We start from the raw sequence: 25,728 nt of genomic DNA, 5'->3' as shown, positions 1-25,728 counted from the left end.
TCAGCGGAACCGGGGCAGTGGCACGACTAGATCCGGGCGGTCGGGTGGCAGCGGACCGTCACCACCGCGCGGAGCGCGGTCACTTGGTGACGACGGCCAGCACGTCGCGCGCCGACAGGATGAGGTACTCCTCGCCCTGGTACTTGATTTCGGTGCCGCCGTACTTGCTGTAGATGACGGTGTCACCTTCCTTGACGTCGACCGGGATGCGGTCACCCTTGTCGGTGACGCGGCCTTCGCCGACGGCGATGACGGTGCCCTCCTGCGGCTTTTCCTTCGCCGTGTCGGGGATGACCAGGCCGGAGGCCGTCGTCGTCTCGGCCTCGTTGGCCTGGACGAGGATCTTGTCCTCGAGCGGCTTGATGTTCACGCTCGCCACGTTGAGCCCTCCACTTTCAGGGGATTACCGGAACTGTTGTTCCGGACCATCGGTATCTGTATCGGTCACAGGTTCTTTCGAGCGACCTGCAAACAGTCGCAAGCGGTAGCCGACCCTGCGCACAGCCCCGTCGTCGCGGGTGCCGGGACCCCTGCCCAGTAGTCGAAACTGCCTGGCACAAGCACAGAGCACCGAGCGGATGGAAGTCCGGCCGGGCACGTCACACAGTGCCGACTAGCACTCTATACATGAGAGTGCCAGCGCTCAAGGCCGGGCGGTGCCAATTTCGGATCGCCGTGCAGCCCAGGCGGTCGCGACACGCCCAACGCACGCTCGCGGGGGTTCCAAATAGATCCGGAAAACTGTAACGTTCGGATAACGGATTGTGACACTATTGACGACGGTCGCTGTCCGACCACTGTGTTCGTCCCGAACCAGTGCCGTCGGAGACCAGGGGTCGTCAACAGCAGGCACGTCGTCACGGCACTCGGCTTCACCGAATACCTCAGCGGCACCGAACAGTTCAGCGGCACCGAGCAGTTCCACGGCACCGACGCCCCGGAGCCCGCGAACCACCCGGCACCGGGGAACACCCAGCGTCACCAGAACTACGTCTCATCGAGAGCTGCACCAGAGAGCTAGCCACACGTGATCCACCCCCGGTCCCCGCGACCCCACCGGACAACGGGACCGACCGGATTTCGGAGTCCGAACCGTGCGTCGACCACGACGATTCGGCAGTCCAACGAGATGGTCGGCGACAACGAGTTGCTTACGAGAGCGAATACCCCAGCCGCACATGACCATCCGCTCGAAGGGAGGTGAATGAACATGCGAACATCCCTCGGCATCTCCGCCGGGTCCGAGGTCGTGTGCTCGGCACTGGTCGCCACCGCCTCGAACGGGGCACAGAGCTTCGACTACCGCGTCGTCTCCGCCGACGCGGCGCATTCCGATCTCGGCGACCTGGTCGCCTCCTCGATCGAGTTGATGACCACCCAGCTGCCGACCACCCAGCTGGCCCACGACGTGGACTACCCCGTCGGCGCCCGGTTCGCCGGCGCGAGCCCGCGCAACCTCGAATCGCCGACCAGCAGGCCGCCCACCAGCGTCGCCGTCGCCTACCGGACCAAAGAGCAGGCGCAGGCGATCCGCTCGGCCACCGGCAAACAGCGCGAACTGCGCCTGGTGCCCGAGGGCACCGCGGCACTCACCTACCTCCGGCACACCGGATTGCTCGACCGCTACGAGACGGTCGCCATCATCGACCTCGGCGCGAGCGGGCTCACCGTCACCGTGGCCGACCAGGCCGACGGCACCGTGCTCCGCTCCGAGCGCACCGCCGCGATCAGCGGCAACGCCATCGATGATCTGATCTACCACCATTTGGTCGACCTGCACTACGCGCGGCGCGGCACCCGCCCCAACCGCGGCATGCTGACCAACCGCGGCCGCGCGGCCAAGGAACATCTGTCCATCGCGCCCGCCGTCACCATCGATCATGTCGCCGGGCAGCCGCTCAAGCTGACCAGGGCCGATTTCGAAGAGCTCATCGCCGACCTGCTCCGCGAGACCGCCGTCTTCGCGGCCGCGGTGTTCGCCCGGGCGCCCAAGTTCCCCGAGGCGGTGGCCGTGATCGGCGGCGGCGCCAATATCCCCGCCGTCGTGGACACCCTCGCCCGCCGGCTCGACGTGCCGGTGTTCACCGTGGAAGATCCCGATGCCGTGATCGCGAAAGGCGCCGCGCTGGTTGCCGATTCGGTCCAGCCGTCGGTGATCCCGCTGGCCGCGCTCGGTAGCGACGCGCCGGTCGGCACGTTCACCAAGGTGGTCGGCACGCTCGCCGGTGCGATCGTGGTGGTCGGGCTGATCATCGGCTACGGCGTGAAGACGTTCGCGCCCACCTCCGACGACGAGGTCTCCCCCGCGGGCACTACCAGCAGCGCGTCCCAGCTGCCGCCCGCGCCGGTGAGCGTCGTCCCGCCGACCGGTGCGGGCACCGCCACCAGCGGGCGTACCCAGGAGAGCACCAACCGGCCGAGCGACGGCAACCTGCCCTCGATCACCCAAGACCGCGGGCAGCCGTCGAGCACGCCGGCACCGTCCTCCGCCCCGCCGCCCAGCCCGCCCACCCTGCGGCCGGACCCGAACCTCCCGGTCATCCCGTTCCCCGAACTACTCGGCCCGCTGTTCGGCAACCCCACCACGCCCCCGGGCGGTTCCTCGGGCCCGGACAAGCCCAAGCCCGGAGCCGCCCCCACCCCGACCCAGGTCCCGCCCACCGGCCAACGCCAAGCCCCCGCCCAATCCCAACTCCCGATCATCCCCCGCTCGAACTCCGGCTCCGCACACGTCGGTGGAACCGAGCAGCCGGGCCACTCGGACTGAACAGGGTTCGCCCTGGGTGCGGGCCCGGAAGTTTCGCCCCAACCAGGACGGCATCCGCCGCCACGGCCTGCGGCGAGGGCACCGCGCGGATTCGAAAGGCGCACTACTTCTGAACTCACGCACCACTTCTGCGGCTTCGCACTCGCTACGGCAGGCCACAGCGGGTGCGGGAAGACAGAAGGGGTGCGGGGTTAGGGGACGCGGCTTACTGAGACCGGGAGGCCGGGGTCGGTGGCTACGGTGAGGGCGGAGGGGGGTGCGCCGCCGGCGATCACGTGGGCGCCGAGGGCGGCGATCATCACGCCGTTGTCGGTGCACAGGCGGGGTTTGGGTACGCGGAGGGTCAATCCGGCGGCGGCGCACCGTTCTTCGGCCATCGAGCGGATCCGGGAATTGGCGGTGGCGCCGCCGCCGAGGACGAGGGTATCGACGCCGACGTCCTGGGCGGCACGGACCGCTTTCATGGTGAGCACGTCGGCGACCGCTTCCTGGAACGACGCGGCGATATTCGGGATGGGCAGGTCGGCGGCGGTCAGGCCGCTGCGTTGCGCTGCCTCGACGTAGCGGGCGACGGCGGTTTTCAGGCCGGAGAAGGAGAAGTCGTATCGGGCGTCCCGGGGCCCGGTCATGCCGCGCGGGAAGGCGATCGCGCCCGGATCACCCTGTGCGGCAGCGGCGTCCAGTGCCGGGCCGCCGGGAAAGCCGAGCCCGAGCAGCCGCGCGACCTTGTCGAACGCCTCGCCCGCGGCATCGTCGACGGTGCTGCCCAGTTCGACGATGGGTTCGGCCAGATCGGTGACGTGCAGCAGGTGGGTGTGCCCGCCGGACACGAGCAGCGCGACGCACGGCGGCATCGGACCGTGCTCCAGCGTGTCCACCGCGACGTGTCCACCGAGGTGGTTCAACGCGTAGAACGGCACATCCCACGCCGCCGCATAGGCTTTCGCCGCCGCGACGCCGACGAGCAACGCGCCTGCCAGCCCGGGGCCGATGGTCACGGCCAGCGCGTCGGGCTTGGCGATACCGGCCGCGGCGAGCGCCCGGCGCATGGCGGGGACGATCGCTTCCAGGTGCGCACGGGACGCGATCTCGGGCACCACACCGCCGAAGCGGGCGTGCTGATCGACGCTGGAGGCGACCTCGTCGGCGAGCAGCTCGCAGCTGCCGTCGGCGTGCCGGCGCACGATGCCGACTCCGGTTTCGTCGCAGGAGCTTTCGATGCCCATGATGATCACGAGAGCACCTCGTCCGGCAGGGGCAGGGCGCTCAGCGCGGGCCTGCGCATGGTGTAGGCGTCGGCGCCGCTGGGGTGGTAGTAGTTCTTGCGCAGGCCGATGATGTGGAATCCGTGCTTGGCGTACAAGGCGATCGCGGGATCGTTGTCGGTGCGCACCTCGAGGAACACCGGCCCGCCGCGTTTGCCTGCCTCGTCGAGCAGCGCCTCCAGCAGCCGGGTGCCGATGCCGGCGCGCAGGTAGCTCGGGTCGACGCCGATGGTGTGTACCTCGGCTTCGGGGTGTCGGTCGTCACCGAGCAGTGCGATGCCGGCGTAGCCGACCATTCGCCCGTCGGCGTCGCGCGCGGTGATGTAGCGATTGTGTGCGGCAGCCAGTTCCGACTGGAACGCGACCGCGTGCCAGGGGTCGTCCTCCGGGAACAGCAGCTGTTCCAGTTCGACGCAGCGGTCGATGTCCGTGCCGGCCATCGGTTCGATCCGGATGTCCACCGATCTCACGCTCCCGTCCGGTCGAGGGTGCGGTAGCTCTTCTCGACGGCGTCGGGCCTGCGCAGATACAGCGGCACGAGCGGGTCGGGCACCGCGCGCGCGAGCACCGCCCCAGCGGCGACGGTGGCCAGGCCGGCCGGTGACGGCGTCTCCACCGGCAGCACCGGCAGGTCGAAGAAGTCGACGTGCGAGGCGGATCCGGCGATCACGGTGGCCTGTGCGAGATCGACCTCGCCGGGCTTGGCCACCTCCGGCCCCGCGACGCGCACGCCGTCGCGGTAGCGCGCCCAGTAGACCTCACGGCGGCGCGCGTCGGTGACGACGAGCAGTTCGCTCTCGGGGGTGAGGTCCGCCGCCGCGTCGGCGGCGATGGCGTCGAGACTGCACACCCCGTAGACCGGCAGCCCGAGCGCGTCACCGAAGGCGGCGGCGGTCGCCATGCCGACCCGCAGTCCGGTGAACGGGCCGGGGCCGACACCGACCACGACCGCGGCGAGATCGGTCCTGGAACGGCCTGCCTCGGTGAGACATTCGAGAATCTGCGGCGTGAGCACCTCGGCATGCGCACGCGGATCGACCCGCACACGGGAGGCGACCGTGCGCGTCTGGATCGGTGCTGCCTGCTCCAGTTCCACCAATCCCGCGGTCACGGCGGGTGTCGCGGTGTCGACACTTAATACCAGCATGATTGACCCAACGATACCGGGTGGTAGCTGCCGCCGGTGCGGAGCTACCAGGTGGTTAATCCACCCATTCCCATTCGGCGGTGCGCACGTCCGAATCCGGTTCGCGCGAGAGCTGCACCCGCAGATGCCGGTCGGTCAGGTGCTCCACGACGCCCCGGCCCCACTCCACCACGACCACCGCCTGGTGCAGATCGGTGTCGAGGTCCAGCGCGTCCAGCTCGTCGAGATCGCCGCCGAGCCGGTAGGCGTCCACGTGCACCAGCGGCACCGCTCCTACCTGCGCACCTGCCCGATGCTGCCGGGCGATGATGAAGGTGGGCGAACTCACCCGGCCCTGCACCCCGAGCCCCGCCGCGATGCCGCGGGTCAGTGCCGTCTTGCCCGCGCCGAGCGGCCCGTCCAGCACGACCAGGTCGCCGGCGCCGAGCCCGGCGGCCAGTTCCCGGCCGAGTGCTTCGGTGTCCGCCACCGTGGGCAGTGTGCGTTGCTGACGATCAGCCACTGGTCACCTCCGACGGGTGCGGTTCGAGCACGCCGGCGCGCACCAGCAATCGATCGAGCGCGTCGTTGACGATGTCCGGGAATTGCAGATGCGCCATGTGCGCGGCCTCCCGCAGATGAATCAGCTCACTGGCTTTCAACTCTCGGGCGAGCGCGCGTGAGTTGCGAAACGGGATCACCAGATCGTGCGAGCCGCCGATGATCAGCACCGGCACCTGTGCCAGCGCAGGCAGCGCGGCCGACTCGTCGTGCAGTTCGATGGCTTTGAGGAATTTCACGATGGTCTCGACCGGGGTGTCGTCGATCATCATCGTGGTGAACCGGGACAGTGTCGGGCTCACCGGTCCGTGGAACGAGCTGACATGCAGGATCGGCGTGATCACGTGCCGCGCGGTGGTCCGGCCCGCCTGCACCAGCGCGGGCGCGACCGCCACGGCCATCCGGAAGCCGTCGATGGCGGGATTGCGCAGCAGCTGGGTGATTCCGGCCGCGGTGACCTCGGCCGCCGCCGTGGACAGCAAGGCGATCCCCCGCACGCGCTCGGCGAACAACTCCGGGAACTGCGCCGCGGCCGCCAGCACCGACATCCCGCCCAGCGAATGACCCACCAGCACCACCGGACCGGCCGGTGCGGCGTCCGTGATCACGGCGGCGAGGTCGCGGCCGAGCTGGGAGACGGTGCAGCGCTCGGTCGCCGAGGTGCCGGACCGGCCGTGCCCGCGCAGATCGAACAGCACCAGCCGAGCCCGTGCGCCCCAGCGCTTTTCGAGGTCACGGCGTTGAAAGTGGAAGGACTCCATGGTGTTGCAGAAGCCGTGCACGAAGATCACCGTGACCGGCGCGTCCGCGGGACCGCATGCGCGGGTGGCCAAGCGCACACCGTCCTCGGTGTGCACGCTGCCCGCGCGATCCTCGTCGATGAGCGCGAAGTTCTCGTCGCGATACTCGTCACGGCGGGCGGGCCAGAGCACCCGGGCGCCGGCGCGGCGCAGGGCGTGCGCCCCGGCCAGCGCGGCGACCACGCCCGCGGTCGCCAGACCGCCGCGGACCGCGGTGACCCGCCGTCTGCTCACCGGCCACCGCCTACATAGCGGCGAACCGACCGGCCGCGCGGCGAACACACCACCTCGTAGTGAATGGTGCCGAGCAGATCCGCCCACTCCTGTGCGCGCGGTTCGCCCGGACCGCCGCCGAACAGGACGGCCATATCGCCCTCCCGGACATTCGCGGCGTTGTCGCCGAGGTCGACCACGAACTGGTCCATGCAGACCCGGCCGACGTTCGGCCTGCGCGCACCGCCCAGCCACACCTCGAAACGTCCACTGAGCGGCCGGAATACGCCGTCGGCATAGCCCACCGGGATCAGCGCCACCGTGGTGTCGCGCGGCGCGTACCAGGTGTGCCCGTACGAGACGCCCTCGCCCGCCGCGACCTGCTTGACCAGCGCGACCCGGGCCTGGAAGGTCATGGCCGGGCGCAGCCCGAAGTCCTCGGCGACGGGACTGTGCCCGTACATCGCGATGCCCGGGCGGACCATGTCGAACGCGAGGTCGGGGCGGGTCAGCGTGGCGGGCGAGTTCGCCAGGTGCACCAGTTCCGGTTCCAGGCCGTGTTCCTTGGCGACGGCGATCGCCTCCAGGAAGCGGTCGCGCTGCATGTCGTTGACCGGATGCGCGGGCTCGTCGGCGTTCGCGAGGTGGGAGAAGAGCGCCCGGAACCGCATCGCCTGCGCGTCGACCAGCGTCCGCAATTCCGCGAGGGCTTGCGGATATTCGACCGGCGACAGCCCGTTGCGGTTGAGGCCGGTGTCGACCTTGAGCGAGACCGTCGCCGTCCGGCCGGTCTGCTCGGTCGCGGCGGCCACCGCGCGCAGATGATCGAGCGAGGACACCCCGATCTCGATATCCGCGCCGATCGCCGCGGCGTAGTCGGCGGCGGAGTTGTTGAGCCAGCTCAGAATAGGCGCGGTGATACCCGCCTCGCGCAATCGGACGGCCTCGGCGATCGTGGTGACGCCTAGCTCGGCGGCTCCTGCGGCCAGCGCCGCCTTGCCGACCTCGACCGCGCCGTGGTTGTAACCGTCGGCCTTGACGACCGCCATCACGGCGGCGTCGCCCGCGAGTTCGCGCAGGATCCGCACGTTGTGCGCGATGGCGTCGAGATCGACAACCGTCTCCACTTGCACTGTTCCGCCTCTCCGGGAGTTCAGGTGCCGCCTCGGGTGGCGCGGCGACCGGCGGTGACCTCGGCCGTGCCGTCAGACCGTGCCGGCGAATTACCCATACGCTCGGCGAAATTTGTCACCGGTGTTCCGCCAGAGTCTATCGACCGGGAATGTCCTGGTGGAGTCGGTGGGCGCGGAGGTGTTCCGGGGCACAGCGCGCAGCACGGTCTATCACGACGGTGCGCGCGGGTCAGACGACGCGGTCGGCGAAGGCGCGCAAGGTGCCGATCGCCGGACGGATGTGCTCGAGTAGGGGTGTCGCGGAGATCGGCGCACCAGCCGAGTGCCCCTCCTGGGCAGCGAGGTTGGCCGCCAACGCGTGCACCCGGGCGGCGGCGGCCGCCGACCAGGCAGGATCGCGGCCGGCGGCGAGCAGCGCACCGAGAACGCCGGACAGCACGTCACCGGCGCCCGCGGTCGCGGCCCAGGACGCACCCGCCTCGTTGACCAGGACCGGCGCGCCCGGGGTGGCCACGAGGGTGGCGCGGCCCTTCAACAGGACGGTGACCTGCAAGTCGTCGGCGAGCGAACGGACCGCGCCGACCCGGTCGGGCCCGATGTCGCGCCCGGTGAGGCGCGCGAATTCGCCTGCGTGCGGGGTCAATACCGTCGGCGCGGTGCGGGCCCGCACCAGCCCGGGTTCGGCGGCGAGCATGGTCAGACCGTCGGCGTCGACGACGACCGGCAGCTCGGTGGCGAGGATCTCGACGAGACGATTGCGCGCGTCGGCGTCGGTGCCCGCGCCGGGGCCGAACACCCACGACTGCACCCGGCCGACTTCCGAGACCTGCTGGGTGGCAATGACTTCGGGGAACTTCGCGAGCACCTCCGCGGCGCCGGTGCCGGCATAGCGGACCATGCCCGAGGTCGCCGCGACCGCAGCGCCCGTGCACAGCACCGCCGCGCCCGGATAGCTCGCGCTGCCCGCGCAGATGCCGGTCACCCCCTGGGTGTATTTGTCGTCGGTCGCCGCCGGTACCGGCCAGTCCGCACCGATCGAACCGGGTGTCAGCGCGGCCAGATTCGGCCCGGGTAGTCGTAAACCGATGGGTACCAGCTCCGTTCGCCCGCAGTACGGGGCGGCCAGGACATGCACCGGCTTGTACGCGCCGAACGCCACCGTGACGTCGGCGCGGACGGCGGGGCCGGTGACCGCGCCGGTATCCGGGTCGACGCCGCTCGGCAGGTCCGCGGCGACGATCGGAACCCGCAGGCCCGCAACCAGTTCCGCGGCATCGGGGCGCAACGACCCGCGGCCGGAGATACCGACGATGCCGTCGACCACCAGGTCGGGGCCGCCGATCTCCGCGCGCACCCGCCCACCGACCTTTCGCAGTGCCGCAAGACCTTTCGCGTGCGCTCGAGCCGGATTCAGCAGCACCGCCGTCACTTCGACACCGCGCCGGCGCAGCATCGATCCGGCCCACAGCGCGTCGCCGCCGTTGTCGCCGGAGCCGACGAGCAAGGTCACCGCGCGACCCGCGACCCCGCCGGTGCGCGCCCGCAACTCCCGCGCGACGACGGTGGCCAGCCCGTATGCCGCGCGCTGCATGGGCACGCCGTCCGGGACGCGCGTGAACAACTCGGCCTCCGCCGCGCGCACTTCGTCTGCGGTGAAATAGCCCCGCTGCGTGGACATGAGCGATCCTCCACTGGGTTGTTCGGTACGGCTGCCGCGCGGACCCGCAACGTCAGCAGACTACGCTTGGCCATCATGCCAATGGTCACGCGTCGCGCACGGTCCACGCAGGTCGCCACCGGAGTGGCGGTGCTGACCGCGGTACTTGTGGCGGGCTGCGGCGGTGGCGATTCGGGCCCCGCCGCGACGACCACGAAGCGACCGGCGCAGCCGGTGACCACCACCACCCAGCCCGCGGGCGATACGAAACCCGCCGCCGTCACCATCGATGTGCGCGACATGAAATTCGCGCCCGGCGAGGTGACCGTCAAGGTCGGCGACACCGTCACCTGGCATTTCACCGACAAGGCCCCGCACACCGTGCAGGGCATCGGCGACAAGGCGATGGGCCTCAACAGCCCGATCATCGACAAGGGCGACTGGAGCTACACCTTCACCGCGCCGGGGACCTACCGCTATCTCTGCTCCCTGCACCCGGAAATGCGCGGCACTGTCACTGTGCAGTAGAGCACCCCGAATATCGCGCCACCCCAGCGCAATAGGCGCAGTCCCGCTCGACGCCGGGTTTCGTCGGCGGCGAGCGGAACAGACGCGCCTCAGACCGGCCGGTAGGCCCGGGTGCGCGGACTACGAGCCGACGCCGTGTTGAGCGCTTCGACCGCGGCCACCAGCGGTGCCAGCTCCGGGTCCGCCGCCGCTTGGCCGAGCGCGCCGGCCAGCGCGTCGTCGTGGGTCGGGCGCGCCCGGTCGAGCAGCGCGAGGCCGGGCGGGGTCACGTCGGTGTAGATGCCGCGGCGGTCGTCGGGGCACAGGTACCGCTGGAGCAGACCGCGGTCTTCCAGCCGGGTGACCAGCCGGGTCGTCGCGCTCTGGCTCAGCACCACCGCCTCGGCGACCTGGTTCATCCGTAGGTGACCGCCGGGACCGTCGTGCTGCCTGCTCAACACCACAAGCAGCGAGTACTCGCGGACGCTCAGGTCGTGGCCGGATTGCAGCGCGCGTTCGATGTGCGCCTCGATCCGGTCGTGCAGCAGCGACAGTGCGTACCAGCCATCGGCCAAGCCGGTCAGGGCGGCATCCGCGGTCATGATCGTCCTTCCGCGTAGGGAGTGTCCTTCCAGGATAGATGACGTCCGCAATAGCCCGCGCTTGCAATTATCACGCGCTTGCAATTATTGTTGACGCCCGTAAGGCTCAAGCGCAATCTCATGTGGAGGCTCTCGCCCATGCCGCTCGCACTCCTCGCCCTGACCCTCGGGGCCTTCGGAATCGGCACCACCGAATTCGTGGTCGTCGGGCTACTGCCCGACATCGCGGACACCTACGCGGTGTCCATCCCCACCGCGGGCCTGCTGGTCACCGGATACGCGCTCGGCGTGGTGGCCGGCGCGCCGCTGATGACCGGGCTCGGCACCCGCGTCTCGCGTAAGCGCATGCTCCTCGGCATGCTGCTGCTCCTGGTCGCGGGCAACGTATTGTCCGCCGTCGCACCGACTTTCGGACTCATGTTGACCGGCCGGATCGTCGCCTCGCTGGCACACGGCGCGTTCTTCGGCATCGGCGCGGTGGTCGCGGGCAGCGTGGTCCGCCCCGACAAACGCGCGGGCGCCATCGCGATCATGTTCACCGGCCTCACCGTGGCCACCATGGTCGGCGTGCCCGTCGGCACCCTGCTCGGCCAGCAGTTCGGTTGGCGGCTCACCTTCCTGATCGTCGCGCTGGTCGGACTCATCGGGCTGCTCGGCGTCGCCTTGCTGGTCCCGGAACAGCCCGCGCCGCCGGACGCCCGGCTGCGCACCGAGCTCGCCGTGTTCCGCAATCCGCAGGTGCTGCTCGCGATGGCCATGACGGTGCTCGGGTTCGGCGGCGTCTTCGCGGCGATCACCTACCTGGCCCCGATGATGACCGAGGTCACCGGTTTCGCGGACAGCTCGGTCACCTGGCTACTCGTGCTGTTCGGCCTCGGCTTCTCCGCGGGCAACCTGATCGGCGGCAAATTCGCGGACCGGCACCTGATGCCGATGCTCTACCTCACGCTGGGCGGACTCGCGGTGGCGCTCGCGCTGTTCACCCTCACCGCGCACAACAAGGTCACGGCCGCGATCACCATCGTGCTGATCGGCGCGCTCGGCTTCGCCACCGTGCCGCCGCTGCAGAAGCGCGTCCTCGACCAGGCTTCGGGCGCACCGACCTTGGCGTCGGCGGTCAACATCGGCGCGTTCAACCTCGGCAATGCCGTCTCCGCGTGGCTCGGCGGACTGGTCATCGCCGCGGGCTTCGGCTACACCGCGCCCAACTGGGTCGGGGTCGCGCTGGTGGTCACCGCGCTCGGCCTGGCCGTCTGGTCGGGTGCCCTCGAACGCCGGGCCGCTACCGAACCGGCCCCCGCGCTGGTGCCGGCGAACTGAGTCCCATGCGACCGGTCCGGCGGCGACCCGCGGTCACCGCCGGATTCGCGTCGTCTCAGCGAAAGGTGTTGCTGCGCAGCCACACACGTGCGGGCGCGGCGGTCACCGAGACCGCCGGATTTACGCCCTCTCGGCGAAAGGCGTTGCTACGCAGCCACACACGTGTGAGCGCGGCGGTCACCGAGGCGGATCCGCGCATGGCCGGCCACCCGTTCCTCGAGGTCAGTCGCGACTTCGGGCTTCGGGCTTCGGGCTTCGGGCTTCGGGCTTCGGGCTTCGGGCTTCGGGCTTCGGGCTTCGGGCTTCGGCGAGGCTGCCACAGCGTTCGTGGTGGCCGTATGCGGCGGTGCCGGGTGGCGCCATGCCCCATGGGCGCAGCGCCACCGGCCTACTCGACCGTGACGGACTTGGCCAGGTTGCGCGGCTTGTCCACGTCGTAGCCGCGGGCCTGGGCCACCTCGGCCGCGAAGATCTGCAGCGGGACCGTGGACAGCAACGGCTGGAACAGTGTCGGCGCGGACGGGATCTCGATCAGGTCATCGGCGAACGGCCGCACCGTGTCGTCGCCCTCCTCGGCGATCACGATGGTGCGTGCGCCGCGCGCCTGAATCTCCCGGATATTGCTGAGCAGCTTGGAATGCAGCACCGCGCGACCCTTCGGCGACGGCATCACCACGATCACCGGCAGACCGTCCTCGATCAGCGCGATCGGACCGTGCTTGAGCTCACCGGCCGCGAAGCCCTCGGCGTGCATGTACGCCAATTCCTTGAGCTTCAGCGCACCCTCCAGCGCCACCGGGTAGCCGACGTGGCGGCCCAGGAAGAGCACCGTCTGGACATGAGCGAGTTCCCGCGCGATGGCACGCACCTGCGGGCCGGTCGCCAGCACCCGCTCGACCAGCTTCGGCATCGCCTCCAACTCGGCGAACTCGCGGGCCACCTCGTCCGGGTACTTGGTGCCGCGCGCCTGCGCCAGCGCCAAGCCGACCAGGTAGTTCGCGGTGACCTGCGCCAGGAACGCCTTCGTCGACGCGACGCCGATCTCCGGACCGGTCCTGGTGTACAGCACGGCATCCGACTCGCGCGGGATCTGCGCGCCGTTGGTGTTGCAGATCGCCAGCACCCTGGCCTTCTGCTCCTTGGCGTGCCGCACCGCCTCGAGCGTGTCGGCGGTCTCGCCCGACTGCGAGATCGCCACCACCAGCGTGGAACGATCCAACACCGGGTCGCGGTAACGGAATTCGCTGGCCAGCTCCACCTCGACGGGCAGCCTGGTCCAGTGCTCGATCGCGTACTTGGCGAGCAGGCCCGCGTGGTACGAACTACCGCAGGCGACGACGAACACCTTGTCGAAGTCGCGCAGTTCCTGATCGGCCAGGCGCTGCTCGTCCAGCACGATCCGGCCCGCGCCGTCCTGATCCTGGCTGAAATGCCCGATCAGCGTGTCCGCGACACCCGCGGGCTGCTCCTCGATCTCCTTGAGCATGAAGTAGTCGTGACCACCCTTTTCGGCGGCGGCCAGATCCCAGTCGATCGTGAACGGGCGGGTCCGCGCGACCGCGTCGGTCCCCGCGAAATCGGTGACCGTGTACGTGTCCGCGGTGATCACCACCGCCTGGTCCTGGCCGAGTTCGACCGCCTCGCGGGTGTGCTCGATGAACGCTGTGACATCGGAGGCGATGAACATCTCACCCTTGCCGACACCGACCACCAGCGGGGTCGAGCGGCGCGCCGCGACGATCATCTCCGGATGGTCGGCGTGCGTGAAGACCAGCGTGAACGCGCCCTCCAACCGGCGCAGCACCGCGAGCGCGCTCGCCGCGAAATCGCCCGCCGTCGGACCCGCGGCGTAAGCCTGCGCGACGAGGTGCACCGCGACCTCGGTGTCGGTGTCGCTGCGCAGTTCGACCCCGGCGTCCTCCAGTTCACGGCGCAGCGGGGCGAAGTTCTCGATGATGCCGTTGTGCACCACGGCGACCTTGCCGCTGTGGTCGCGATGCGGGTGCGCGTTGCGGTCGGTCGGCGCACCGTGAGTCGCCCAGCGGGTGTGCCCCATGCCGGTGGTGCCCGCGAACCGCGCCACCCCGACCTCGGCCAGTTCGGCCTCCAGGTTGGCCAGCTTGCCCGCCTTGCGTTCCACCGCCGACGCGCCGGCGCCGTCGACGATCGCCACACCCGCGGAGTCGTAGCCGCGATATTCCATGCGGCGCAACGCGTCAACGACAACGCCGAGCGCGTCCCGGTATCCGACGTACCCCACGATTCCGCACATGGCTCACCAGAGTACTTATCGGATAACGTTCTCGTCGTGTCGGCGTCTGTGAAATCGCTTCTGAGCACCTTGACCAGCCGCGGCCCCCATCGGGTGCTGCGCGGCAACCTGGCCATCGCCGGGCAGCCCGGGGTGGTGTTCACGCCGGAATCCGGACTCAACCTGCCCGCGGTGGCGTTCGGCCACGGCTGGTTGACCGGCGTCGCGCACTACCGGACCCTGCTGGAGCATCTGGCTTCCTGGGGCATCGTGGCCGCAGCCCCGGACACCGAGCGCGGCCCGATCCCGTCGCACCTCGGCCTGGCCACCGACCTGCTGACCACCTTGGACATCTGCACCGGGGTGCGGCTCGGCGACGGCTCGATCAGCGTGCATCCCGAACGCCTCGCCCTGGTCGGCCACGGCATGGGCGCGGGCGCGGCCGTCATCGCGGCGAACCAGCGGCAGGTCGCCGCCGTCGCCGCGCTGTTCCCCGCGCCGACCGCCCCGGCCGCCGAGCAGCTCGGCGCCGACATCGACACGCCCGCCCTCATCCTGGCCGGAGCCACCGATATCGCCTCCGTCAGCTCCAACGCGCTCCCCCTGGCCGCCACATGGGGCGGGCCCATGGTGTTGCGCGCCATCGACGGCGCCTCCCACAACGGCATCGTCGAAGGTCGCCGCGTCCTTGCCGCGGTCGGCGCAGGCAAGCACGAATCGAAAACCGCCCGCACCACCCGCGCCCTCCTCGCCGGCTACCTGCTCGCCAAGCTCGCCGGCGACAAGACCTACCGCGTCTTCGCCGACCCCGACGCCGACATCCCGCACACCGCCGTCATAGATCCCAACGCCAAAGAAGAAACCCCCACCCCCAAACTCAAAGTCGGCCAACTAGCTTCCCTCCTCCGCCGCTGACCCGCCACTTGCCGCGACCGCCAATCACCGCAGCAGCCACGGCCGACCGGCTACACGCTCGCAAACCTTGTCGACACTTCACACACCAACACGCCGCACGACACACCGGCCCTCCGTCGACAACCTCTGTGAGCACCAGCCAGCACCGCCCGCAACAGGGCACCGACCCGCACACGCCAACCAGCCCGACACCCCACGGCCGATAGCACCGGCGGCGAGACTCCGGACCCAAATAGCGGCAGAGCGTCCGCCGACCGTGCACGCCACAGACCCTCTCGACACCGCACAGACCAACACGCCGCACGACACACCGGCACTCCGTCGACAACCTCTGTGACGACCACTTGCCGCTGACCCGCGCACACAGCAACTGACTCGACGCGTCGCGGCGGGTAGCTGCCGTCGGCGAATTCCTCGACCGACGGCGACAGCACAACGGTCAGCCCGAACGTCGCACCACCACAGACCTTCTCGACACCCCACACACCGACTCACCGGGGCGATTCACCCGTGCTTCGTCGACAACCTCTGTGACGACGGGCTAGACCACGGCCAACCCGGCGCTGAACCGCGCACGGCAACCGGCACGCGCGCCGCGACGGGTAGCGGACATCGGCGAGACGCCGGACCCCAACAGAGGCGGAGCCTCGGCCGCCCCTGTACGCCCACAGACCTTCTCGACACCTCACACACCAACACACCGCATGACACACCGACCCCCTGTTGACAACCCCTGTGACGACCGCGCACCACCGCGGTCAACCCACCGCTGACCGCGCACGATAATCGGCCCCACGCGCTTCGAGGCGACACGCCCGGGCGCGGCGGGGGTTTCGGGGGGCTCAGATCAGCCAGGTCTTGCGCTGGTAGAAGGCTGCTTCCTCGTCTTCCGCGTCGACGGGGGCGACGTCGCGGTTGGCGCGCCGGGCGGCGATGGAGCGGGCTATTGCTTCTCGTTGCTCGCGAGCCTCGGTTTCCTGACGGGCTCGTTCTTCCTCGGCTTGGGCTTCGGCTTCTTGGATCGCGGCGAGCAATTCCGGGCCGCCTCGGTCGCTGAGACGTTGTTTCATCTCGTCGTATTCGTCCTGTAGGCGGAGCACGGCGCGCCGATTCTCCTCGACGATGCATTCGATCTCGTAGGCGTGGTTCACCGCGCCACCGACCTGTCACTGCCGAGCCGGGTCACAGTGGTCCTGCCTCCGCCAGTTCGGCCCCGCTGTCGAACGGCGCGTCAGGGTTTTGGCTGCCGGGCATCGGTTTCGGCTTGTGCTCGCCGTCCTCTTCGCGGCGTGCGGACGGCACACCGGAAGGCAGCCCTGGCTGCCCGGTGTTCTCCTCCGCCGCAGGAGCTTTCGGTGCGGGCGCTTCCTGGTCCGGAGCGGCAGGCGCGGCCTCCTCGGACCGAGGAGCGGCGGCCGGATCCTTGGGCTGCGGCGCCTCCGCGGCCGGCGTCGGCTGCTCCCCCGTGGGCTGCTCCCCCGTGGGCTGCTCCCCCTTCGGCTTATCGGACGCGGGTTCGTCGGACGGCACGGGCTCCCCTTCGGCTTTCGGCTCGTTCACCGAAAGTACCGGCACCCCATGCTCATCCAGCTTCAGGCTGAACTCCTGCGGCTTGCCGTCGGCGTCGGACATCGTGAGCTTCAACCCGTCGGCGCCCAGCTCGAACTTCAAATGCTTACCGGCGACATCGAATTCGGCCGCGGGCTGGTCGGGCTTGCCGTCGTTGTCCCTGTCCACGGGTGTGGGTTCCAGGCTCGACTGCAGATTCTCGAGCGCGTCGTTCACACCGGTCGCAAGGCTGCTGGTCAGCGAACTGAGGCCGGAGGTGACCGCGCTGGTGAGCGTGGACGTCAACGGCGACAACGAACTCGCCACCTGGCTGAGCGAGGCGAGACCGTCCAGCGAGGGAATCTTCGTCGTGGTCGGCACCGTCGCGGCGGGCGTGGTCTCGGCAGGGACAGTGGAAGCAGGCGTCGTGCCAGGCGTTCCGGGCGTACCCGGCGTTCCAGGTGTACCCGGCGTTCCAGGAGTGCCCGGCGTTCCAGGTGTTCCAGGTGTTCCAGGGGTACCGGGAGTACCCGGTGTACCAGGAGTACCGGGCGTTCCAGGTGTACCAGGCGTACCAGTACCTTTCGGCTGCTCCGCAGGCGCGGGCGCATCGGCCGGTGCCGGATACTGACTGGTGTCCAACCGCGCGAGCGCATCGGCGAGCTGACCGTAGATGCGCCGCACATCCGAATCCGTCTTCTTGCACAGCGCCAGGAAGTTGTCGACGGTGCCGTCGACGTGCGGGACGAACGTCTCCTGCAACCATTTCTTGGCGTCTCTGCCGAGCTCGTAGTCGGCGTAGTTCTCGGCGTTGTAGATGAACTGGTCGATCGCCTTGCGGCCGGTGTTGTCGATATCGGGCTTGTCTTTGTCCCAGTACCGCGCGACGGTCTCCGCTTTGCTCCGTACGACGCTGCGCAGGCCGGGAACCGCCGCGGACAGCGTCGACGCGACGGCGACGGCGGTGCCACGATCGGTCTCGGCCCGGCGGACCTGCTCCGCCAGCATGGTGTGCGCGGCATCCCCCGCCACGCCCTGCCACACCGCGGGCAACGCCGCGAGCTGGACCTGCTGCTTGTGCAGTTCGGTGCCGACCTCGCCGTTCACCTTGCTCACCGTGGCGGCGATCTGGCCGAGCGTATCCAGATCCATCTCACGTTCGGCGTCGAACAGCGCGCAGAGCGCCGAGTATTCGGGCAGATCCCCCCGCCCGTACCCGAACTTGTCGTGGACGGTGTGGTAGCGCGGCAGATAGCTCTCGAAGTACATCAAGCCCTCGGCGCCGTTATCCAGCATCTGCTGGACCGTCGCGCTGTCGCCGGCCTGGTAATCAACCATTGGTCACTCGTCCCCGTCGGAGCCACTGCTGCTCGGCCGCCTCGCCTGCCTTTCGAACCGTCAGGCGAGTTGGACACCGACTGCCGTGATCTTGCGTACGTTCGCATCGTCGACGGTCGCGTACGTCGTGGCGCTGGTGGTGATCTGCGCACCCGTCTTGTCGACGGCACCCTGCCAGTTCTGCAACCAGGTCGCGAAGCGCGCCAAGCCGTCGTGCACCTTGGTGCCCTCGGCGCTGTAGGACCGGCCCGCCTGCGCCGCGCCGAAATCCTGCCGCCGCGCGTCGGTCACCTTGTTGCCGATGATCGCCGCCGAGGACTTCAGATTGGCCCCGATCTGTTGCAGCACAGCGGGATCCACCGTGACGCTGCCCATCGTGCCCCCTTCGTCCCTGCGTCGTCCGAACTCGCGCTTCGATACCGTGCCGACGCCGAGTGGTGTCCATACCTTCTTCGACGCGGCACTCCGACGTTCGGTTCCATCAATTCCCGCCGAACGCCGTACGCGGAAATCTAATGGGCGAGCCGGGCCGGGACAACCTGATCCGACCGGGAACTACGACCCGATCTTCCCGTGATCCGTGCGCACCCACTCGGACGTGCCGTCGGGATGCCGGTGGAACTCCCACGCGGCGTAGTCGCCGTCTTTTTCCACCACGGTGACGTGGTCGGCGAGGCCGTCGTGGTCGTAGTCGGTCCAGACCTGCATCGCCTCCTCACCGGTGGTGGTGATGGTGTCGAGGGTGCCGTCGCCGTCGATGTCCTGGGTGGGGTGATGCAGTTCGACCGCACCGAGGCCGTCCAGCGATGAGGACGCGTCGATGCCGGGCAGTTCCAGACCCGGCAATTCGCCCGAGGTGATCATTGCTACTCCTCAGCGGGACTCGTGGTGTGCGCTGCGTTGGTTTCCGCGGTGGTCCGCGAACAACGTCATCGCTCCATACTGACATCCGCGGGAGTCCGACGCAGCCCCCACCGACCTCACTTCTTCGGCATCAGCAGCCACAACACCAGGTAGATGATGAATTGCGGGCCCGGCAGCAGGCACGAGATCACAAAGAGCAGGCGCACGACGTTGGCGTTCCAGCCCAGGTATTCGGCGATGCCACCACAGACGCCCGCGATCCACTTGTCGTGGGTCGAGCGGGTGAAACGGCGGGTAGGTGCGGTCATGGTCTTCCCTCTCTGGCGGTGTTCTCTTCGACCTCCACTCTGCCGATTCCGGCCCGTCGGCACATCGCTCCGGCGACCGATCCCGACCCTGATTTCCACGCCACCCGGCTCAGGGTGCAACCCCGAGAGCACCGATGCGGACCACCCGGCCCCCGCGCGGCAGAATGCTCACGTGAACGAGGGCCAGCGAGCGAACCACGAGTACCGCACCACGGAACCGAGCGAGGCGCAGTCGTGAGGGAGCGCCAGCGAGCGAACCGGCAACACAGCGCGCCGGTGCCGAGCGAGGTTCAGTCGTGAGTACCACGCTGCACGCACGCGGCCTCTCGGCCGGGCACGGCGAACGTGTCCTCTTCGAGGATCTGGATCTCACCCTGGCCCCGGGCGACGTGATCGGCTTGGTCGGCGTGAACGGCGCGGGCAAGTCGACGCTGCTGCGCATGCTGGCGGACCGGCGCACGCCCACCGGCAGCATCACGGTGAGCCCGCCCGACGCGACCATCGGCTATCTCGCGCAGGAACCCGAGCGGGTGTCCGGTGAGACGGTGCGCCAATTCCTCGGTCGCCGTACCGGAGTCACCACCGCGCAGCTCGCCATGGACGAGGCGGCGGAGCGCCTCGCCGACGGCGGCGACGAAGCGGCGACGACGTATTCCGACGCGCTGGAGCGCTGGCTCGCGCTGGGCGGCGCGGATCTGGAGCAGCGCGCCGACGAGGTGGCGGCCGATCTCGGTCTGACCGTCAGCTTGGCGAACGGCCTGGAGACCCCGATGACGGGCTTGTCCGGCGGCCAGGCCGCGCGCGCGGGTCTGGCCTCGGTGTTGTTGTCGCGCTTCGACATTCTGCTGCTGGATGAGCCGACCAACGATCTGGACCTGGACGGCCTGGCCCGGCTCGAGCAGTTCGTCGCGGGCGTGCGGGTGCCGCTGGTGGTGATCAGTCATGATCGGGAGTTCTTGGCGCGCACCGTGAATCGGGTGGTCGAGCTGGATCTGGCGCAGCAGCAGGTCGGCTCCTACGACGGCGGCTACGAGGCCTACCTGGCCGAACGCGAGATCGCCCGCAGGCATGCGCGCGAGGCGTACGACGAGTACGCGGACACCAAGGCGGGTTTGGAGGCGCGGGCACAGATGCAGCGCAACTGGCTCGAACACGGTGTGCGCAATGCGCGCCGGAAGGCCCGCGATCCCAAGAAGGTCGATTCGGACAAGGTGGGCCGCAAGATGCGCGCCGAGTCCACCGAGAAGCAGGCGGCGAAGGCCAGGCAGACGCAACGCCGGATCGAACGGCTCGACGTGGTCGAGGAGCCGCGCAAGGAGTGGGAGCTGCGGATGACCATCGCCGCCGCGCCGCGCAGCGGCTCCGTGGTGGCGACGCTGTCCGACGCGACGCTCACGCGGGGCGATTTCACGCTCGGCCCGGTCACCACCCAGGTCGATTGGGCCGACCGGATCGTATTGACCGGCGCGAACGGCTCCGGCAAATCCACCCTGCTCGCGCTGCTTCTCGGAAAGATCGAGCCGGACACGGGAAGCGCGACGCTCGGTGCCGGTGTCGAGATCGGCGAGGTGGATCAGGCCCGCGGGCTGTTCCGCGGCACCGCATCGCTGGCCGACACGTTCGGCGCGCAGATGCCGGATTGGCCCGACGCCGAAGTCCGCACGCTGCTGGCCAAGTTCGGCCTGCGCGGCGCACATACGTTGCGCCCCTGCGAAACTCTCTCCCCCGGCGAACGCACCCGCGCCGCGCTGGCCCTGTTGCAGGCGCGCGGGGTGAACCTGCTGGTGCTGGACGAGCCGACCAACCACCTGGACCTGCCCGCCATCGAACAATTGGAGCAGGCGGTCGAATCCTTCACCGGCACACTGCTACTGGTCACGCACGACCGTCGAATGCTCGACACCATCCAGGCGACCAGGCGCTGGCACATGGATTCCGGCAAGCTCACCGAAACCACTTGAGCGAGTGCGGGTCAGACCGACGCGACCCGCTTGGCGAGATCGTCGGCGAGTTGCCTGGCCTGGGCCGGGTCGGTGGCTTCCACCATGACGCGGACCAGCTCCTCGGTTCCACTGGGGCGCAGCAGGACTCGGCCGGTATCGCCGAGGATGCGCTCGGCCTCCTGCACCGCCTCCCGCACCTCCGGCGCCGTCGCGACCAGCGACTTGTCACTGACCGGCACGTTCACCAAAACCTGTGGCACGGTCTGCAATACGGCGGCCAGCTCGGCGAGGCTGCGCCGCGTGGTGGCCATCCTGGCCATCAGTTTCAGGCCGGTGAGAATGCCGTCGCCGGTGGTGCCGAACTGCGGGAAGATCACGTGCCCGGACTGTTCGCCGCCCAGGGTGTAGCCGCCGCGCCGCAGTTCCTCCAGCACGTACCGGTCACCGACCGCGGTGGTGCGCAACGCGATTCCGGCCGCGCGCATCGCGATGTGCAGGCCCAGGTTGCTCATCACGGTACCGACGAGGGTCTGCTGCGCCAGTTCACCCGCCTCGTGCATGGCCAGCGCGAGCACCGCGAGAATGGCGTCCCCGTCGACGATCCGGCCCGCGGCGTCGACCGCGAGGCAGCGGTCGGCGTCACCGTCGAGCGCCAAGCCGAGGTCGGCGCCGTGCTCGCGCACCGCCTGCTGGATCGAGTCCAAATGCGTTGAACCGCAACCGTCATTGATGTTGAGGCCGTCGGGTTCGGCGTTGATCGAGATCACCGTCGCCCCGGCCGCGCGGAACGCGGCGGGCCCGACCTCGGACGCGGCACCGTGCGCGCAGTCGAGCACGACGGTCAGCCCGGACAGGTCCTGCGCCGTCGCCGCCACCAGGTGCTCGACATAGCGCTCGTGCGTGCCGGCCAGGCTGTACTGATCGGGCACCGCGGGCCCGTGGTCGCGCGCGCCGACCGCGTTGACCACCCGGCCGATACTCGCCCCGGTCGGGCGCACCACCAGGTCCTCGGTGATCAGGGCTTCGATCCGGTCCTCGATCGCGTCGTCGAGCTTGTGCCCGCCCGCGGCGAAAATCTTGATGCCGTTGTCCGGCATGGGGTTGTGCGAGGCGGAGATCATCACGCCGAAGCACGCGTCGTACAAACCCGTCAGATACGCGACGGCGGGGGTCGGCAGCACGCCGACCTGGAGCACGTTCACGCCGGTCGCGGTCAGGCCCGCGGTCACCGCGGCCTCCAGCATCTCCCCGCTGGCCCGGGAATCGCGCCCGACCACCGCCAGCGGTCGCTGCTTGCCTCGACTCAAGATCTGTGCGGCCGCACCCGAAACTCGCATGGCCAGTTCCGGACTCAACGACTCGTTGGCCAACCCACGGATTCCGTCGGTGCCGAACAAACGTCCCATACCTCAGCCCCTCATCGTGGATCCGCGGCGGCGCGCGCCGGCGGTCCGGAGACGGCGGCGTACGCGACCGGCGAAGGCGCAGACGCCACACGGTGATACAGCACGAGAGCAGGCAACCAGCCGTTGCTGGAAGCCTGCTCTCGTACAGCTGCCCGTCGACCGTTGTGCCCCCGGCACCTCCAAGGGTGCCGGATGGCAGCGGACGACGAGGCCAAAATCAGCGCTTCGAGTACTGCGGAGCCTTACGGGCCTTCTTGAGGCCGTACTTCTTGCGCTCGGTGGCACGCGGGTCACGGGTCAGGAAGCCGGCCCGCTTCAGCGCGGGGCGGTCGTCCGGGGTGACCTCGATCAGCGCGCGGGCGATGGCCAGACGCAGGGCGCCGGCCTGTCCCGACGGGCCGCCGCCGACCAGGCGGGCGTGGATGTCGAAGGACTCGGTCCGCTCGACGGTCACCAGCGGCGACTTGACCAGCTGCTGGTGCACCTTGTTCGGGAAGTAGTCCTCGATGGTGCGGCCGTTGAGCACGAAGTTGCCGGAGCCCGGCAGCATGCGCACGCGGACGACGGCTTCCTTACGACGGCCGACGGTCTGCACCGGGCGGTCGATCACGATCGGCGCGAAGCTCTCCGCGCTGACCTCGGCCTCGTCGTAGCCTTCGCCATCCTCGACGACCTCGACAGCGTCGAATTCCTCGGCGACGGCTTCTTCGTTGAATTCCTCAGGAGCGGTCACTGAATCTTCTCCGTTACTCACTGCGCCACCTGCTTGATCTCGAACGGAATCGGCTGCTGAGCGGCGTGGGGGTGGCTGGGGCCCGCGTAGACCTTCAGCTTGCCCGCGATCGCGTTGCCGAGCTTGTTCTTCGGGATCATGCCCTTGACGGCCTTCTCCACGAGCCGGTCCGGACGGCTCTCCAACACCTGGCCGACAGTGCGCGACTTGAGGCCGCCCGGGTGCCCGCTGTGGTGGTGGATCAGCTTGTCCGCCTTCTTGTTGCCGCTGATGGCAACCTTGTCGGCGTTGATGATGATGACGAAATCGCCACCATCGAAGTTCGGTGCGTAGGTCGGCTTCGTCTTGCCACGCAGCAGATTCGCTGCCTGGACGGCGAGACGGCCGAGCACTACGTCAGTGGCGTCGATGACGTACCACTTGCGGGTCACGTCACCAGCCTTGGGGCTGTACGTAGGCACAGTGCTTCCCTGTCTGTCGTCGGTGTTGCCGGCCAGGCGTGTGGTCGAATGCTCCCGGCGGCCGGTGGAGACCCGGGACTCGATTGCACGACCGGTTACCCGGTACGTCCGCACGCCAACGAGCCACGATACCAGTCCGAGCAGGCCGGACCGAAATCGCATCAGATCTCGACCGGCGGCCCCGGATCGATCGCCCGGCGCGGGCCGGGCAGCAGGTAGCGCAGGGTGTCGACACCCGGCTGTTCGCATTCCGGCTCGGTGGCCCGCCGGTCGGTGCGCGGCGCTCCCGGCGCGTGACCACGCACCGCGGCGATGCCGGGGCGGACCTCGTTGGTCACATACGGCGTCAACGGGCAGGCGATCAGGTCCGCGACCGCCGGACCCGGCGCCACGGTCAGCGTCGTCTCCGCCGCCGTCAGCTCGACCCGGTCACCGCTGCCCGGCAGCGCCACCACCGCGAGCGCCACCGCGCCGACCACCGTGTGTGCGCCGAACAGGTTGTCCTTCATCTTGTTCCACAGTTTTCCCTTGCGGGGTCTGTCCTCGTCGTCGTCCGGCTCGGACCCCGGCTCACGCCACTGGCCCTGCCGTCCCGGCTCGTCGGACTGCGGAGCCTGATACGAGCGGGCGCCGGGCGGGATCGGCCCGGGCGGCGGCCCGCTCTGCGGCGGTCCCGCCGGACCGCGCTGCTCCTCGGCGGGCTGCCCCGGCGGCCGGGTGAAGCGGCTGCCCAGTTCGGCGAGGTTCGGCGGCAGTCCGCGCGAGGCGTCTTCCCGCGAGAGCCGGGTGGTCGCGTCGAGATCGCCCTGGGTCGGATAGCCGGGGCCGTACTGCACGGGCGGCACGGGACGCGGCGGCACGGTATCCGCACGCCGCGGCGCGGACTCGGCTTGCCGCTGGGGTGATTCCGCTTGTCGCTGGGGCGATTCGGCCTGCCGCTGACCGGACTCGGCTTGGTGCCGAGGCGATTCCGCCTGCCGCTGGGTGGCGCCGGCCTGGCGCTGGCCGGGCGGCGCCTGCGGCGGCGCGGACTCGGGCCGGTAGTGCCCCGCCTGGTCCCGATGCTGCGGACCCGGATCCTGGTACTGCGTCGGGTCGACGCGCGGCGGCGCCGGCTCGGCATGCCTGCCGCCCGGTTCCGGCTCGTCCATCTCGGTATCGGTGACCAGCAGGTGCGCGGCGCCGAGCACCAGCGCGTGCATCGGGTGATCGGCGACCTGCAACCGGTGCCCGAGGTGGTTCTGGAAGGCCAGCCGCAACGCCTCGTTGAAGCACACATTGCCGGACAGCAGCACCGTCGAGGTGTCCGCGCCGATCCGGCGGGCCGCCGCCATCACCTCGATCACCACGTTGTCCGCGGATCTGGCGTCTCGCATGGATTCCGGGCTCACCGGCACGTCGACCGATTCGGTCGGCTGCTCGTCGTCGCCGTGCACCGCGACCACCAGCACGGTCCGGCCGTCGGAGTACACGCCGGTCGCGCCGATGCCGTTCGGCCTGGCCTGATCCGGCGGATGCACCAGACCGAGCGCGCGCACGTACCCCGACAACGCGATGCTCTCCGGCAGCGGCTCGACGATCACGTCGAGCTGTTCCACCAGCGCGGCGTACACCTCGACCTTCTCGTCCGGCCAGCCGTCCGGGAACGGCAGTGCCACCAGGTCGGGCTTGCCGCGCAGATGCTTACCGATCGAGGCCAGGGGGTTGTACATCCGAGCCCGGAACACCAGCTCCGCGGGCCAGGTGGCACCCGCCACCACGATCTGCGGGTGGCCGAGGATGTCGCGCACATCGGCGATCGCCATGCCGAGGTCGGGCCGCTGCCGGTCCACCCCGGCGGTGTGCAACCGTCCCGAAGAATCCGCCAGCAAATACGCGGGCGGTGTCCACATACCCTCCACCTGCACCGGGCGGATCGGCGTGCCCCCGCCACCCGCGGCTACGGACACCACATCCCAGCCGAGATGTACCGCCCCTACTCGCACCGTCACAGGCATAAGTGTGCCTGGT

The 25,728-nt window shown here is 69.6% G+C and carries 24 protein-coding genes; 5 read left to right on the top strand and 19 right to left on the bottom strand.

The features are described 5' to 3' along the window. Nucleotides 1–79: 79 nt before the first annotated feature. Nucleotides 80–379, bottom strand: a complete 300-nt coding sequence (gene groES / locus O3I_RS05095) for a co-chaperone GroES (RefSeq protein ID WP_014981824.1) — start codon at nucleotides 377–379, stop codon at nucleotides 80–82. Nucleotides 380–1,210: 831 nt separating this feature from the next. Between groES and O3I_RS05090 the strand changes: the two genes are divergently transcribed. Further along, on the top strand, nucleotides 1,211–2,767 hold the full coding sequence (locus O3I_RS05090; RefSeq protein ID WP_041563398.1) for an Hsp70 family protein: 1,557 nt from the start codon (nucleotides 1,211–1,213) through the stop codon (nucleotides 2,765–2,767). A gap of 191 nt (nucleotides 2,768–2,958) precedes the next feature. On the opposite strand, the gene tsaD is transcribed toward O3I_RS05090, so the two are convergent. The 7 genes from tsaD to O3I_RS05055 form a co-directional block, all read right to left on the bottom strand. Then, nucleotides 2,959–4,002, bottom strand: a complete 1,044-nt coding sequence (gene tsaD / locus O3I_RS05085; protein ID WP_014981822.1) for a tRNA (adenosine(37)-N6)-threonylcarbamoyltransferase complex transferase subunit TsaD — start codon at nucleotides 4,000–4,002, stop codon at nucleotides 2,959–2,961. Continuing rightward, nucleotides 3,999–4,493: a ribosomal protein S18-alanine N-acetyltransferase gene (gene rimI, locus O3I_RS05080; protein WP_086006262.1), complete on the bottom strand. Its 495-nt coding sequence runs from the start codon at nucleotides 4,491–4,493 to the stop codon at nucleotides 3,999–4,001. Before rimI ends, tsaD begins: the two co-directional genes overlap by 4 nt. A 5-nt stretch (nucleotides 4,494–4,498) precedes the next feature. Next, nucleotides 4,499–5,179, bottom strand: a complete 681-nt coding sequence (tsaB, locus tag O3I_RS05075) for a tRNA (adenosine(37)-N6)-threonylcarbamoyltransferase complex dimerization subunit type 1 TsaB (protein ID WP_014981820.1) — start codon at nucleotides 5,177–5,179, stop codon at nucleotides 4,499–4,501. A gap of 55 nt (nucleotides 5,180–5,234) precedes the next feature. After that, nucleotides 5,235–5,681 carry a tRNA (adenosine(37)-N6)-threonylcarbamoyltransferase complex ATPase subunit type 1 TsaE gene (tsaE, locus tag O3I_RS05070; RefSeq protein ID WP_014981819.1) on the bottom strand — a complete coding sequence of 149 codons (447 nt, stop codon included), beginning with the start codon at nucleotides 5,679–5,681 and terminating at the stop codon, nucleotides 5,235–5,237. Further along, nucleotides 5,674–6,753 carry an alpha/beta hydrolase gene (locus O3I_RS05065; protein ID WP_014981818.1) on the bottom strand — a complete coding sequence of 360 codons (1,080 nt, stop codon included), beginning with the start codon at nucleotides 6,751–6,753 and terminating at the stop codon, nucleotides 5,674–5,676. Before O3I_RS05065 ends, tsaE begins: the two co-directional genes overlap by 8 nt. Further along, nucleotides 6,750–7,889 carry an alanine racemase gene (gene alr / locus O3I_RS05060; protein WP_051066485.1) on the bottom strand — a complete coding sequence of 380 codons (1,140 nt, stop codon included), beginning with the start codon at nucleotides 7,887–7,889 and terminating at the stop codon, nucleotides 6,750–6,752. The genes O3I_RS05065 and alr overlap by 4 nt, the downstream gene beginning before the upstream one ends. A gap of 205 nt (nucleotides 7,890–8,094) precedes the next feature. Next, nucleotides 8,095–9,543: an NAD(P)H-hydrate dehydratase gene (locus tag O3I_RS05055; protein ID WP_014981816.1), complete on the bottom strand. Its 1,449-nt coding sequence runs from the start codon at nucleotides 9,541–9,543 to the stop codon at nucleotides 8,095–8,097. A 75-nt stretch (nucleotides 9,544–9,618) separates the two neighbouring features. Here O3I_RS05055 and O3I_RS05050 point away from each other — a divergent pair, with 75 nt between their 5' ends. Beyond that, nucleotides 9,619–10,050 (top strand): cupredoxin domain-containing protein, encoded by a 432-nt coding sequence (locus O3I_RS05050; RefSeq protein WP_141691985.1) that lies wholly within the window; start codon nucleotides 9,619–9,621, stop codon nucleotides 10,048–10,050. Between the two features lie 89 nt (nucleotides 10,051–10,139). On the opposite strand, the gene O3I_RS05045 is transcribed toward O3I_RS05050, so the two are convergent. Then, nucleotides 10,140–10,631: a MarR family winged helix-turn-helix transcriptional regulator gene (locus O3I_RS05045; protein ID WP_014981814.1), complete on the bottom strand. Its 492-nt coding sequence runs from the start codon at nucleotides 10,629–10,631 to the stop codon at nucleotides 10,140–10,142. A gap of 138 nt (nucleotides 10,632–10,769) precedes the next feature. Here O3I_RS05045 and O3I_RS05040 point away from each other — a divergent pair, with 138 nt between their 5' ends. Then, nucleotides 10,770–11,951, top strand: a complete 1,182-nt coding sequence (locus O3I_RS05040; RefSeq protein WP_014981813.1) for an MFS transporter — start codon at nucleotides 10,770–10,772, stop codon at nucleotides 11,949–11,951. Between the two features lie 388 nt (nucleotides 11,952–12,339). On the opposite strand, the gene glmS is transcribed toward O3I_RS05040, so the two are convergent. After that, nucleotides 12,340–14,223, bottom strand: coding sequence for a glutamine--fructose-6-phosphate transaminase (isomerizing) (glmS, locus tag O3I_RS05035; protein WP_014981812.1), 1,884 nt, complete (start codon nucleotides 14,221–14,223; stop codon nucleotides 12,340–12,342). A 36-nt stretch (nucleotides 14,224–14,259) separates the two neighbouring features. Here glmS and O3I_RS05030 point away from each other — a divergent pair, with 36 nt between their 5' ends. Then, the gene (locus tag O3I_RS05030) at nucleotides 14,260–15,117 is read left to right on the top strand and encodes a dienelactone hydrolase family protein (protein WP_014981811.1); all 858 of its coding nucleotides are present in this window, start codon (nucleotides 14,260–14,262) and stop codon (nucleotides 15,115–15,117) included. A gap of 842 nt (nucleotides 15,118–15,959) precedes the next feature. Here the strand turns inward: O3I_RS05030 and O3I_RS05025 are convergent. The 5 genes from O3I_RS05025 to O3I_RS05005 all read right to left on the bottom strand — a co-directional run bounded on the left by O3I_RS05025 (nucleotide 15,960) and on the right by O3I_RS05005 (nucleotide 19,175). Next, nucleotides 15,960–16,268, bottom strand: coding sequence for a hypothetical protein (locus O3I_RS05025; protein WP_014981810.1), 309 nt, complete (start codon nucleotides 16,266–16,268; stop codon nucleotides 15,960–15,962). A gap of 31 nt (nucleotides 16,269–16,299) precedes the next feature. Then, complete coding sequence (locus tag O3I_RS45880; protein ID WP_014981809.1) at nucleotides 16,300–18,003, bottom strand: WXG100 family type VII secretion target; 1,704 nt, start codon at nucleotides 18,001–18,003, stop codon at nucleotides 16,300–16,302. Nucleotides 18,004–18,063: 60 nt separating this feature from the next. Beyond that, nucleotides 18,064–18,378, bottom strand: a complete 315-nt coding sequence (locus tag O3I_RS05015) for a type VII secretion target (protein ID WP_014981808.1) — start codon at nucleotides 18,376–18,378, stop codon at nucleotides 18,064–18,066. A 180-nt stretch (nucleotides 18,379–18,558) separates the two neighbouring features. Continuing rightward, nucleotides 18,559–18,867, bottom strand: coding sequence for a DUF6802 family protein (locus O3I_RS05010; protein WP_014981807.1), 309 nt, complete (start codon nucleotides 18,865–18,867; stop codon nucleotides 18,559–18,561). Nucleotides 18,868–18,983: 116 nt separating this feature from the next. Further along, the gene (locus O3I_RS05005) at nucleotides 18,984–19,175 is read right to left on the bottom strand and encodes a PspC domain-containing protein (RefSeq protein ID WP_014981806.1); all 192 of its coding nucleotides are present in this window, start codon (nucleotides 19,173–19,175) and stop codon (nucleotides 18,984–18,986) included. Nucleotides 19,176–19,471: 296 nt separating this feature from the next. On the opposite strand from O3I_RS05005, the gene O3I_RS05000 reads away from it, so the two are divergent. Continuing rightward, nucleotides 19,472–21,136: an ABC-F family ATP-binding cassette domain-containing protein gene (locus O3I_RS05000; protein WP_014981805.1), complete on the top strand. Its 1,665-nt coding sequence runs from the start codon at nucleotides 19,472–19,474 to the stop codon at nucleotides 21,134–21,136. A gap of 11 nt (nucleotides 21,137–21,147) precedes the next feature. Here O3I_RS05000 and glmM read toward each other — a convergent pair whose 3' ends face one another. From glmM to O3I_RS46205, 4 genes are all read right to left on the bottom strand, one after another. Beyond that, complete coding sequence (glmM, locus tag O3I_RS04995) at nucleotides 21,148–22,524, bottom strand: phosphoglucosamine mutase (RefSeq protein WP_014981804.1); 1,377 nt, start codon at nucleotides 22,522–22,524, stop codon at nucleotides 21,148–21,150. A 217-nt stretch (nucleotides 22,525–22,741) separates the two neighbouring features. After that, entirely contained in the window at nucleotides 22,742–23,257 is a 516-nt protein-coding gene (gene rpsI, locus O3I_RS04990) for a 30S ribosomal protein S9 (RefSeq protein WP_014981803.1), read from the bottom strand. 17 nt (nucleotides 23,258–23,274) lie between these two features. Further along, entirely contained in the window at nucleotides 23,275–23,718 is a 444-nt protein-coding gene (rplM, locus tag O3I_RS04985; RefSeq protein WP_014981802.1) for a 50S ribosomal protein L13, read from the bottom strand. Between the two features lie 161 nt (nucleotides 23,719–23,879). Further along, complete coding sequence (locus O3I_RS46205) at nucleotides 23,880–25,715, bottom strand: hypothetical protein (protein ID WP_424769565.1); 1,836 nt, start codon at nucleotides 25,713–25,715, stop codon at nucleotides 23,880–23,882. Nucleotides 25,716–25,728 lie beyond the last annotated feature (13 nt).

It is taken from the genome of Nocardia brasiliensis ATCC 700358 (assembly GCF_000250675.2).
Classification (GTDB): Bacteria; Actinomycetota; Actinomycetes; order Mycobacteriales; family Mycobacteriaceae; genus Nocardia; species Nocardia brasiliensis_B.
Note: the sequence above shows the minus strand (reverse complement) of the source record. Positions and strands in the feature narration are given on the sequence as shown.